Here is a 12,909-nt window from a genome sequence, read left to right on the forward strand (position 1 = left end):
AGCCTGGCGTGCTGCGAGTGCATTACGGGCAATCTGTTCTTTGATATTCATCGCCGGAACTCCTTTCCGTTAAAGGCCCGGCAGGATGCAGGGCCTGCCAGGCTGAATCGTCAATGTTTTCTATCACCTGGGTGAAATACAGCCCGGGGTTATCAGCTACTTGCTGTAACAACGTCTGTATAGCGGGATGTTGCGTCATATCAACGCCCAGAATCAGGTTATTGAGCGCCAGAAAAAAACGGTCGTTAAAATGATGAAGTTTGCTTTCCCCTGAGGTTATCCAGGCATCGGTTGCCAGGGATACCGCATTTTCTGAAAGCACTGCGCACTGTTTTTCCCACTCAGACAACAAAAGCCGTATTGGGTGAATATTGTTTAATACCAGCTCCGCTCGCCAGCTAAGACGGCTACCATTACTCTGTTGCTCACCCCGTAATGTGATTAACTTTCCAGTGACAGACGCTATGTGCCACGCGTTAACAGGTGCGAGCAGCGATGCCAGCAACGCAGGCTCAGCAACCATACTCAACAGCTCAAGCCTGAATGGTTCATAAACAGGCACAACACTGTCAGTTGTTAGCCTTGTACACAATTCGGCCAGCCAGTTTGCCATTTCTTTCGGGGGAAGCGGTGAACTTAACCACCCACAGATATAGCGCTTCTCATGCAGCACTTCATTGCGTGAATATATTTCACTGTTCTGAACCAGAATGGCATCACAGGACGCCTGCGGTGGTGCCAGTAACAATAGCTGAGGGCAATGTTCAGGTGACCAGGCAAGGTCGTGCCTGGGAACAATAGAAAAAGCCTCACGCCCGGCTGTTTGATAGAGATTATCCACATTCACCGGGCTCCAGGGAGCCACTGGTTTGATGGGGTCGAGTAACAGATAACGATACTCATCGTACCGGGCATTGAGACTATCCGGCAGCGACATGTCCGGAGCATTCATCAGCGGTTATTCTCCACGCAGGTTGCAGTTGGCGGTACACTCACCGGCGATGGGCTATAACTCTGCGCGACTTCCCTGTGCCAACTGGTGCATTTAATGTTCAGATCTCCGGGTGTCATTAACGTGATACCTGAAGGCTCTATTACCAAAGCAGTCTTCCCGCTGGACAGAGTCAGTTTATTACTTGACTGGAGTGTTATTTCGCCATCTTTACTGGTGAGATTCATCGCGTTAAGCGAGGTCAAGGACATTTCCCCACCCTGCGCCTGAATATCCACTTTGCCTTGATTCGCGAATATTTTAATACCCAACGTTTTAGCAAACAGGCTGACCATTTCTCCGGCAGCAACCGTGAATTTTTTAAATACGCTGAAGTCGCTATTTTCTCCGGAGGTTTGAATGAAATTTTGCCCACTACTGATCTGAATGCTTTGTGGCGAGACTTGTGCAATTCCGTCTGGCGCACTCAACAGCAATGCGGACATCTGCAGGTCTTTTAATGAAGATTCGAGCAAATCCTTTTGCGCACGGAGTTGTGCCAGCTCGGCCTGAGCAACAGACACAGCTTCACTTAATGACTGCGCCAGCCCATGTGCCTGCCTGAGGGTACCTAAAGCAGCATCCATTGCCAGTACATTCCCTTGAGCTTTAATCTGCGCGTCAGCAGTGATAAATAACCCGGCCTGAGCACGTATTGCCCCCCAGCAGTCGGTACGCAACTCAAACCCCTCACCGCGCTGCTGTTTCTCGCTATCCACCAGGTGGCCCAGGTTTAACTGGCTTTTGCCACCGTATTCAGTGGAGATTTTGATATGTTCCTGGCCGCGGTTATCCTCCAGGCGGATTTTATTGTTCGCCGGGGTGCGTAACACATTCCGGCGATAATTACGGATGGTGACCAGATCCGGGTGTATTGAGTCATGCAGCACACCGGCAATGTAGGGGCGGTCGGGGTTACCATCTTCAAACCCTATTGCCACCTCGGTTCCGGCCAGTAAAGGTAAGTGCAGGCCGAAGGTATCTCCACCATAAGGCCGGGACTGGCGTAGCCACATACTTTCCGAGCCCAGTTCCCAGTCATCCCGGTCAAACAACATGTTGACCCGATAACGCCCGAACTTATCAATATGCCCGTAAGGGTCGTTTTTCGTTGTGCTGGTCACCCTGGCGGGTAACGTCCCGGCCATTACTGGCCGGCAACCCCGTGGTGGGCGAAAACTGTAATCAGGGTTAGTTGGTATCGCGCCAAAACTCACCTGCAGGCTCTTATCACGCCGCGCATGGCTGGTGATGGAGGTAATCGCCACCCCGCGAGCGAAGGCTTCCGTCACTTCATGGCCGCCGGTTACCTTCAGTACCTGCCCCGGGCACAGCGTGGCACAGCTGGACACCCCGGAAAGCGTTGCCAGCCCGTTCAGGTAGCGTTCATGGCGCATTCGGGCGTAAAACACTCCATTTTCAGGTGGAGGGTTGTGCTCATAAATACTACCGGGAACGCGGTAGTTGTCGGCATAGTGGTACGCTTCACCATAAGTGCCTGGGTCATCACGGGCAACATCCACCCGGATATTCATATCCTCTACGGCTTCCCGGTAGTTGTAATCCCGCAGGCTGACCGCTTTTTCCACTACCTGGTACCGGCTCTCCAGCCCCCACACGGACTCTTCCCCCCGGTCAAGTTGCCCGGAAACCGGAACCGAAGGGAGTACAGGGCCCGTTTCGTAACCCTGCCGGCTGTCGTAGAACTCCGCAACATCAATTTTCAGGCGCGTGTCAGTGGTGAAGCGAAACCAGATCCCCACTTCGCCAAGCAAACGAGTAATAAACTGCAAGTCGTCCTCGTTGTACTGCATTACCTGTTCACGACGTGGGTACGTTTTGGTCAGTGAAAAGAGAAAGTCCTGCCCACGCATTTTATGGCGCTCACGCAGGATTTTCTCCACAATTTGCGGAACTGACATATCCTGGTAAATCGCGTTATGACGAGTCCGGCAAAGCAGCGCCAGTCGGGGTTGCAACGTCACCGCATAGTGTGTTTCGTCTTTAGATGTGCTCAGGCGTTCAAACCCGGTGACCACCCCCTGAATGACTCGCACTGGCTGGCGAACTTTAATACCGTAGCCCTGATCTACAGGCGCTTGTAGCGTCAGGGAACCCGTTTTCATCAGCATACTTTCCCGGCCAATGCTGTGATCAGTACTGGTAAACTCAATGCGGTAACTGAATGGCTCACTCAGCGCCTCACGGCCTTCAAAAGCCAGGACATCCGGCTGTGACTGGCAATCTTTAATCTTCAGTAAATGGTGGCTGTGGCTGAACAGCACCTGAGAAGGATTGCTGCTCATTTCGCACCTCTACTACAAGTAGTGGGGGTATCAGCATTGCCAGCAGGCGCGCCAAATGCCAGAGTAACCCCTTCAGACTCATTCCAACCCAGTGCCAGGCTCTGGGGCAGTTGTTTCTCCGCCAGGTAAGCCAGCAGTTGCTGGCTCAGTACCGGCAAAATTTGCTGGTTAAGCAGGCTGTCGATATTGCGCGCACCAGTATCAGGTAACAGACAGGCACTGGTTAATGCGCTATACAGGCTGTTTTCTATTTGTGTTTTCAGCCCATAATGGCGCTGCAAACGCTGGCTCACCTGCGCCAGTTTCATTTCGACGATAGCGCGCATAGCCGCAGGCGATAACGGGCGATAAATAACTGTCTGGAAACGCGCCAACAGCGCAGGCTGGAAATGGTCACGCAATAACGGACGCAGTAATTCATATAAATCGGCATCGGTGGCTGTGGGCTGGTCGTCGTGCATTTGCATCAGCAAGTCGCCACCCAGATTAGATGTCATCAATATCACTGTATTGCGGAAGTCTATTTCACGGCCTTCCCCATCGCGCATAAAACCACGGTCAAAAACTTGATAGAACAGGTTTACTACATCCTTGTGTGCTTTTTCGACTTCATCCAGCAACACCACACTGTAGGGGCGTTTACGCACTGCTTCAGTCAGAATACCTCCCTGCCCGTACCCCACATAACCTGGTGGTGAGCCTTTTAACTGGGAAACCGTGTGGGGTTCCTGGTATTCAGATAAATTAATGGTAATCAGTGATTTCTCACCACCGTACAACGCGCTGGACAGCGCCAGTGCGGTTTCTGTCTTACCGGTACCACTCGGGCCAACCAGCAGAAAAACGCCCTGAGGGCCATTTTCAGGCGTAAGCCCGGTTTTAGCAGCCCGCAACCTCCGGGCGATGGCATTCAACGCGGCTTCCTGACCAACCACGCGCTTGCCAATTTTATGCTCCAGGCTTAACAACTCAGTTTGTTCGTCTTTCATCAACGAAGAGAGCGGTACTCCCGTCCAGTCTGCAATAACATTGGCCACCGTGCGGGGTTCAACATCCGGGTAGATAAGCGCCTGCTCCTGTTGAATCAGGCGCAATTGCTTAAGCAGGGAGGCTCTCTTTGCTGAACCGGTTGTGTGTTTTTTGCAAGCCAGAATCTGTTCAATCAAAGCCTGTTCCTGGCCGTATTGCGCTTCCAGTTCATCCAGCGCGACCACCAGGTTAATTTCTTCTTGTTCAAGTGCAGTAATGCGTTCATCAGACACCTCACCTCCCGCATCAATATCAGCCTGAAGTGCCTGGCGCTCCATTTCGAGCGATGTAATGTGCGAACGGTAGCTGGTTATAGCCTCTGGTAACGTATCCAGGCTCATGCGAACACGAGCCGCGGCAGTATCCAGCAAATCAACCGCTTTATCCGGTAACTGGCGCCCGGTCAGGTAGCGGCGCGATAAAGCCACCGCTGTACGCACGGCATCATCCGTAATATGAACACCGTGGTGTTGCGCATAACGGGACTTAAGGCCCCTGAGCATCAGGCAGGCGGTGTCATCATCAGGCTCATCAACTTTCACCATTTGGAAACGGCGCTCCAGCGCAGCGTCACGTTCGAAATAGCATTTATATTCGCTCCAGGTCGTAGCAGCGATAGTACGCAACTCGCCTCTTGCCAGAGCAGGCTTAAGCAGATTAGCGGCATCTGCACCACCAGCCTGGTTCCCTGCGCCAATAATGGTGTGAGCTTCATCGATAAACAGCAGTACGGGTTCTGATGATTGTTGTACCGCATCAATAATATTTTTCAGCCGTTGTTCAAATTCCCCTTTCACCCCGGCACCGGCCTGTAACAGGCCAAGATCCAGAGTGCGCAGGGTGACAGGCTTAAGGGATTCAGGGACATTCCCCTGTGCAATGCGCAGGGCCAACCCTTCAACTAACGCTGTTTTCCCGACACCAGGCTCACCGACCAGGATAGGGTTGTTTTTACGCCGCCTCGAAAGAATATCTATCATTTGGCGAATTTCAGTATCGCGCCCAAATACCGGGTCGATATCCCCTTTGCGGGCTTTGGCAGTCACATCAACGGTAAATTTTTCCAGTGTATTTTGTAATGTGTTGCTCAGTGTTGCCGTATTGTCTTGCTGGCTTTCCGAACGGCCCACCAGGGTGACATTATCAAGCAGTGAATGGGACAGTTCGTCATTCTGCTGGGCATCAAGTCGCTCGTCAGATTGCGTGTCCAGGAGTGAACGCAGGCGGTCTAACTGAATTTGTCTCAAGGTCATCAACGGCCACAAACCATCACATGACACCAGACGAGGTTTGCTAACCAGAGCCATCAGCAAGTGAACGCTGCGAATTTGCTCTTCCCCAGCCAGTGAGGCTCGCAACCAGGCTTCCTGCAACAACGCCAGAAGCTCATCTGATAACCCTGGCCGGATATGGACCTTACGGGGTAACGCATCCAGCCAGTTCATTAAGTCCTGCCACAGCGCGTCCATATCCCACTCGTAACGGCGCCCCAGTACCGTCAGATCCCCCTCGCCTTGTTCAAATAGCTTTAATAGCCAGTGTTCAGGATGAATTTTTGCGTGAGCCCGGGTTTGGCACAGAGAGGCGGCACTTTCCAGTGCACGGGCACAGTAAGGGTTGAGACGACGTAACAGGTTCGCTGAATTTTCCATATTCTTTCACTCGCTGTCAGAGACCTTCAGGCACGCTACCGCCCATCGCTTTTCCTTGCTATCAGGAACCTAAGCGCATCAGGTCTGGTTTGGGGTTTTTGGTATTTTTTGCTGAACACCCGCTTAACGGACGCTCAGCGAAAAGAAAAGCGGGCAGCCGAAACTGCCCGCCCAGGTAACTTATGCTGTGGCGCGCTCATTCCATGAGTCGGAATGAATGATGTTGCCGTCTTTGTAAGTCCAGGTGATCTTTTCGTAACGCAGTTCAATGCGTTCCAGGTGGTTGTGTTTCTCGTAAGATGGGTCTTTGATGTCATGCATGACCGGGTTTACCTTCACCACTTTCACGTTCTCAAGTTTGGTGTTGAAGTACTCCACTTCCTGGCCCGCATCGTTGATTTTGTACCACTTGAATTCAGCTGACTGCAGCGTCTGGCCAGTGGTCACCGCCTTGTATAAATACGGGCTGGCGGAATCAATTTCTTTGGTGAACAAAAAAGGCGTGTGGATACGGGTGCCAGTCAGCTTCCCGGTGTTGTTATCGGTCGGGATATACAGGTTGTGCTCCTGCGCCACCACTTCAATGCTACCCTCGCGGTCCTGAACATCTACCGAACCTTTGATATCAGCACCGCCATCGTCTTTCAGCCAAAGATAAACAGGAATTGCCATTTGTTACTCCATTTCGTTTCGTGATACGCCACCATCCTGTGATGGCGCAGAGGATAAACCTGCTACCAGACAGGCATTCGCCTGTGGAACCAGGTTGATTTCGACACGGCGGTTAAGCGCACGGCCTTCCGCTGTATCGTTAGTTGCGACAGGGCGGCTTGCACCATGCCCCAGAACCGCAAAACAGTTTTCCGGTATTTCGCCGGTATCGCGCATCCAGTCACGCACCGACTCAGCCCGTTTCAGTGACAACGCCTGGTTGAGTGGCGTGCTCCCGGTGTTATCGGTGTGCCCGGTTATGCGAATCAGCCACCCCGGACGGGCTTTAACCCCAACCAGCGCATTCACCAGAACTTTTGTGGAGCCTGGTTTCAGTTCAGATTTCCCGGCATCAAACAAGGACATGCTATCGAGGTGAATAATATTGGGTTGGCGTGTTTCCGGCGTTGTGGAAACAACAGGTTGCACCGGTGCAACATAAGACTGGATAGCGGCCATAACCGGTGCACGCAAATGCTCCCCCCGGTACAACCCCAGGCTCAGGTGCAGTGGGCTACCGTTACGGGCCCAGCTATTCAGTTGGGTTGCGTGCAGGCGCAGCACATTGACCGCTGGCGCCTTCTGCCCGCTATCTGCCGGGCCAATATGGTGGTAATGCTGTAAATCGAAACTGATGCGTTGCAGTAATTGCTGGTTGTTCCAGGCACTGCTGGCTAAAGCCGCGCCGATGCTCAGCGTGAACAGCACAAAACCGTAGCGCAACATACGTTCTCTGGGGGTTATCCCCTCACCCTCTGGCAGCAGCGGTAGAATAAAATCAGGCAACAGTGGCATTACCATGCTGCCAGGTCCGGCAGGGTGCCAGCCAGCGACGCTATTTAATGCTGTATGCCGGTGTAACCATTCAGCCCAGACTGACCTGGGTAAACATCCCGCCAGAACCGGGCTTATTCCCCAAACCACCGCGGTGGGTTTAATGGGCGGCATATCTGGTTTTGTATCTATAAACACGGCCTGGACATAGTGGCTGAACCAGTTTGCCAGGCTGCTCATCAACACCGTGGGCTCAACCGACGCGGGTTCCTGCGTATTAAGCCTGAGCCAGTCGGTCACTGTTTCCGGTACAGATGGACTATTCCATACACGGATAAGCCCCTCCGGTGTTGCAGATTGCCAGTGCATATCCTTCACCATTGCACTGCCCACCAGGCTACTGAGCAATAACGGCACCGCCTGCCCGGTAATACGGTGTAACTGGCTTATTTGCCAACGCAAGGCGAGCAACTGGCTGGTGAGCGTTTCCTGGTCCCCATGCTGTTGTGGGCAAATGCAGACCATTACCGAAAGCTGCCGGCCCCAGCCGGGGCGTTGAGACAACAGTTCGCGGGTAACTACTGCCAGGTCATGAGGGTTGTCGACTCTTATCCAACAGCCCTGGCTCACAGTGAGAACGGGTGATGTATCTGGCCAGTTGCCTGGCAAATCACCACAAACCAACACGACAGGCTGGCGGTATGCCACGCCGGGCAAGTCAGAAAACCAGGCAAAAGCGCCTGTGTTTTCCCGGCGGCTTAGCACCCCCACCCATACCGCGGCACTTCCCCAAATAACAACCACCGCCAATACAGCAGTAAAACGCGAGACAGGCAGTAACCCGAGGCAGAGCACACTGATTAATAGTGCGGCCCATAACGCCAGCAGTCGCTGTTGTGTGGGTGTCATTGAGCCACCTCAGGCAGCCGGGTTGCCAGAACCAGGTCCAGCCACAGGTCCAGCCCCAGCCACAACACAACCAGCATGAACACAGCCAGGCCGATGCGAGCAGGCCATGAGGAAAAACAACGCATTACCCCCACGTCATTGAACCTTTCGTCCAAAACGGGTTGCGCGGTTGAGCAGGTGATACCGCCAACTCTGTCATTAAGCGCATTGACCAGTTTGTTACGCTCCGGGTCATCCAGTGAACGATAACTGCCCAAAAAACCTAACATCAAAACCCGGTGGAAGCAGACCAAAACCGCCGGGTCCGGCGCAGGCTCACGCAACACTGCGCGCATGCGGTCGCAAAGGGTATCTCCCGCATTCATCGTGCCCAAAAAATGCCCTTCAAGAGGAATGCTGTACCACTGCACGCAGGCATCATCCTGAACACCACGGCTTTTAACCGTTTCATCCAGTAGCGCGCATTGTGCAGTGAGAATGTGCTGGCAGCTCACTTCATCCAGTTGTGTTGCTTGCAGCGCCTGTTGCGCCCCGGTAATGTTCTCGACACAGCGCTCCCACAATATCGCCCCTTCGCCGGACTTAAATTCAGGGCTGTGGCGTAAGCTGATAACCTGCAGCCAGATACTATGCAAAAGTGCATCTATATCAACAGGTTTGGTAACTTCGAATATTTGTTCACTCATGTTCTCAGTACCGCGTAAAGTTCAAGTTCAGGTTCGCCCAGCATGCCCGGGGTGTAGAACATGCAACTGCCGCTTTCCAGCATTTCTTTTGCCGCCGGATGAGACAAATCAAGGGAGAAGTACTGGTTTTCCAGGCGCAAGGGGATAGCCGCCGGGACATGGTGCAACGGCTTGAGTGGAATACCCTGACGAGACGCATTCACCAGGCTGGTGACAAAGTCCGGGCTACCAACGCGGCATTGCAGAGGAAACTGCTCCTGCAACCGCGCTGCAGGTATGGGCGAGCGTACCGAAAGGTAGTAGTCGGCCCCGTCGCGCAACCGAGGGTCGTGCAGCCGCGCCGACCACAGGCGCAGGCGTGTGTCACAAGTCAGTTCAATAGACACGACCCGTGATGGCAGGCTGGCCTCTAATAGATCACTCAACAAATTAAATAATGGCGGGAAGACGTCGTTCAGTGCGTCATGGCGGTAGTGAGGAATGGCAGTAACCTGGTGCTCCAGAGAAAATGTCAGCAAACTACCGGCAAGCCGGGCAAGCTCAGGATACAGGCGTTCCACGGGTGACTGTGGGTGGTACTGGAATTGCCCGAGTACCGGTTCCGCACTGTTAAGTGCATTAAGTAACCAGAACAAAGACACATCTGCGACAGCAAAATCTGCCATACGCTCATTGCTTTCACGCCGCATGGCCATCAGCCGGGCAAGCCGCGCACGTAATTGGGTCATCAGTTGTTCCAGGTGAACCACCAGCCATGGGCTGCTGTGCACACTGAGTAACGGCGGAAGGAAAGTCTCGTCCACTCGCCATACTCCCTGTGAATCCTGAATCAGGCGGGCCACAGGGCAGGTATGGAAATCGCCATTTTCCTGGTGAGCAAAGCGCAGGCTCAGCTCTGGCTGGAGTATGGCAATCTGGCGGTCATCGTCCCCATAGTGATTACGTACATCACTCCAGGCCTGGCGAAAGCGTATTGGGCGAGCGGCGACTTCTTCAGGTTTGAGGCAATTGCCACCATTGGCACGCATCCGTGGTAATGCGAGAAGCACTGTCGTTTCATGAGGTTCGCCATCCAGAGGTAACGTGGGTGGCAATGCATCCGCGTTGTTGGTATCTATCAATGTGCCGTCCTGGAAACGGACATGTAAGTGGCGAGCCTGGATATGGCCCAGTTTCAGTGCATCGGCTTCAAACGAAACCTCAACCACCCCCCACGGGTGGTTGAGCCCCATTCTGGCAATACATTCGGCAGACCAGGCTGCATACGCAGCCTGTTGTTGGAAATGCTGGGGAGAGAGCATAATTCCTCGCCCCCATAACGGTTGTTCCGCTTTCATCGGCTTCCTGCCTTGTTAAGATTTCGCCTTTGGCATCCGGGAAACCAGCGACAGGTTGACATCCATGCCTTCGACCTGGAAATGGGGCACCGCATACAGTTTCACACTGAAGAACCCCGGGTTATCACTGATATCTTCGACAACCACTTTCGCATCACGCAGTGGATGAGAAGCCTGCAACTCATCGCCCGGATCAGTCATTTCTGTTACCAGCCCACTCACCCAGGTATTCAGTTCCAGTTCCAGTAAACGGCGATCTTTCGTGGTACCGATGTTTTCACGCTGAATCAGCTTCAGGTAATGCGCGATGCGCGACAGCAAGAAAATGTAGGGCAACCGCGCATTAATACGGCTATTCGCTGTTGCATCAGCCGTGTCATACAGCGCAGGTTTTTGGGTGGAGTTTGCCGAAAAGAAACACGCGTAATCGCGGTTTTTGTAATACGAAAGTGGAATAAAACCGAGGTTGGCAAATTCGAACTCGCGGGTTTCAGGGATCATCACCTCAGAAGGGATCTTCACCTGGTTGCCCGTCCCCAGATCATACAAATGGATTGGCAGATCCTGGACTGCGCCACCCGCCTGTGGACCACGGATTTGTACACACCAGCCATTATTGATAAAGCTGCGCACCATATTGGCAGCAAAGGCAAATGACGCATTGGTCCACAAATACTTATCGTGATCCGGCCCTTTCACTTCTTCAACATAGTTAAAGCTACGTACTGGTACTGTGTCCGGGCCATAAGGCAGGCGGCCAAGTACTCGTGGCATCACCAGGCCAAGGTAACGGGAATCGTCCGTTTCACGGAAAGATTTCCATTTGATGTATTCCGCACGGTCAAAATAGTTGCCAATATCTTTAATGGCCGCGACTTCTTCCATTGAGTCTTTCAGGAAAAATGCCGGGCCTGCCGAGCCAATGAAAGGCATATGCGCTGCCGCAGACACTTTTGAAATATTGCGCAGCAGTGCAACGTCCTGAGCGGATGCATCAAATTCATACGCAGAAATGAATGCCGCTATCGGCTCACCACCCGGTGTATCGTATTCAGCAACATAAGTCTGCAAATACAGGCCACTCTGAATAATTTCTGGCGCATCTTCAAAATCCTGGCGCAGGTCATCTTTGGATAAATCCAGGAGTTCAATTTTGACGTTCTGGCGAAAGTCTGTTTTATCCACCAGAGATTTAACGCCACGCCACAAGGATTCCACTGACTGGAAGTTTTCGTGGTGCATCACGGCATCCAGTTGGCGGCTGATTTGCCAGTCCAGCTCCGCTATATGGTGATCGATCAGGTGTTTATCCAGTTTTTCCACACGGGCCCCGGCTTTACTCAGGCACTCAAGGAAAACCTGCATGCCCGCAGTCAGGCGTTCATCGGCCGTAGCGTCAGACATCACCTGTGCATCCTGCCAGATATCCAGCGCGCTCAGTTCTGAAACCGGGTTAAGATTAATTTTCTCAAACAACGAGGTATACACACTGCCTGTTTGAGGGCGTTCCAGCACCACACTATCCCCAGTGGTTGCGCTTTCAGTATTTACAGCCATCAGCATTCCTTATTTAGTCCGTTAAAATTGTTACTGGTGTTATGCCTGTTTTGGCGCCAGCGCAGATAACTCGTTACGCAGCTCAGCGCTCAGGGAAGGGTCAAGCAGGATTTTTTCCAGCTCCTTACGAAAAGACTGGTTATCCAGCAGGTTGGCTTTCAGGTCACGGAGCAGGTTCCGCATAGCCAGCATTGCTTTGAGCTGAGGGATTTGCCGGGCAACCTGTTCGGGAGAAAAATCATTCATGTCACGGAAGGTCAGGCTGACATTTTCTTCGCTGCCATCACCCGCCAGCGTATTCTCGACGGCCATACTCACAGAGGGTGAATAGTCAGCGAGCACGCTATTAAAGTTATTTTTATTAATATTAACTTTATTCCGCTCAGATAATGCCAGCGTCTCCTTGCCATTACTAAAATCACCAGAAACTAATAATTTTAAAGGTAATTCTGTTTTCTTCTGTGCTCCTCCGGTGTGCAGATCCAGTTTCAAGTTAATGCGTGCTTTCGGTATTTCCCTTTGGAAGCTATCGCTCATATCCCCTCTCTCATTAGTGAATGTTTTATTGGCGCAAGCCGGGCTTTTGCCCTGACATACAATAATAGACAGGTGAGAATATTTAAATACGTTAATTTTACGAGGTTAAATATAAATATGGTGCATTGTTGTTTTATGCGTATATAAGAGAACACAGATCCAGATGTGGCAGCAGATGAAAGTTAGTTTAAAAATCACAAAAATAGTATATAACACTAATAAAATACAAATAACAAGAAATAAATTCTAAAAATAAACACATTTCCAATTTTAAAAACCACAACACAGAGCGTAACAGGTAGAAAATTCAGAGTAATAGTTGAGATAAAAACGAATAAAAACCACCATTCATCAGTAAAAGCAGGCTAATTAAATAAAAGCAGTAATGGGGTAAACACAAGTACCAATAGACAAAACCTT

9 protein-coding genes are annotated in these 12,909 nt (G+C 51.9%); all 9 read right to left on the reverse strand.

Annotated elements, in window-relative coordinates:
* Nucleotides 1–22: 22 nt before the first annotated feature.
* On the reverse strand, nt 23–952 hold the full coding sequence (locus DES37_RS12210; protein ID WP_110025963.1) for a hypothetical protein: 930 nt from the start codon (nt 950–952) through the stop codon (nt 23–25).
* Nucleotides 952–3,297, reverse strand: a complete 2,346-nt coding sequence (locus DES37_RS12215) for a type VI secretion system Vgr family protein (protein ID WP_110025964.1) — start codon at nt 3,295–3,297, stop codon at nt 952–954. Before DES37_RS12215 ends, DES37_RS12210 begins: the two co-directional genes overlap by 1 nt.
* Nucleotides 3,294–5,978, reverse strand: a complete 2,685-nt coding sequence (gene tssH, locus DES37_RS12220) for a type VI secretion system ATPase TssH (RefSeq protein ID WP_110025965.1) — start codon at nt 5,976–5,978, stop codon at nt 3,294–3,296. The genes DES37_RS12215 and tssH overlap by 4 nt, the downstream gene beginning before the upstream one ends.
* A 180-nt stretch (nt 5,979–6,158) precedes the next feature.
* Nucleotides 6,159–6,650, reverse strand: coding sequence for a type VI secretion system effector Hcp (gene hcp / locus DES37_RS12225; protein ID WP_110025966.1), 492 nt, complete (start codon nt 6,648–6,650; stop codon nt 6,159–6,161).
* A gap of 3 nt (nt 6,651–6,653) precedes the next feature.
* Nucleotides 6,654–8,372 carry an OmpA family protein gene (locus DES37_RS12230; RefSeq protein ID WP_110025967.1) on the reverse strand — a complete coding sequence of 573 codons (1,719 nt, stop codon included), beginning with the start codon at nt 8,370–8,372 and terminating at the stop codon, nt 6,654–6,656.
* Nucleotides 8,369–9,058, reverse strand: a complete 690-nt coding sequence (gene tssL, locus DES37_RS12235) for a type VI secretion system protein TssL, short form (RefSeq protein ID WP_110025968.1) — start codon at nt 9,056–9,058, stop codon at nt 8,369–8,371. Before tssL ends, DES37_RS12230 begins: the two co-directional genes overlap by 4 nt.
* Nucleotides 9,055–10,395, reverse strand: a complete 1,341-nt coding sequence (gene tssK / locus DES37_RS12240; protein ID WP_110025969.1) for a type VI secretion system baseplate subunit TssK — start codon at nt 10,393–10,395, stop codon at nt 9,055–9,057. The genes tssL and tssK overlap by 4 nt, the downstream gene beginning before the upstream one ends.
* Before the next feature lie 15 nt (nt 10,396–10,410).
* Nucleotides 10,411–11,958: a type VI secretion system contractile sheath large subunit gene (gene tssC, locus DES37_RS12245; RefSeq protein WP_110025970.1), complete on the reverse strand. Its 1,548-nt coding sequence runs from the start codon at nt 11,956–11,958 to the stop codon at nt 10,411–10,413.
* A gap of 33 nt (nt 11,959–11,991) precedes the next feature.
* Complete coding sequence (gene tssB, locus DES37_RS12250; protein WP_110025971.1) at nt 11,992–12,489, reverse strand: type VI secretion system contractile sheath small subunit; 498 nt, start codon at nt 12,487–12,489, stop codon at nt 11,992–11,994.
* Nucleotides 12,490–12,909: the final 420 nt, after the last annotated feature.

The sequence above is a fragment of the Mangrovibacter plantisponsor genome (assembly GCF_003182475.1).
Lineage (GTDB): Bacteria > Pseudomonadota > Gammaproteobacteria > Enterobacterales > Enterobacteriaceae > Mangrovibacter > Mangrovibacter plantisponsor.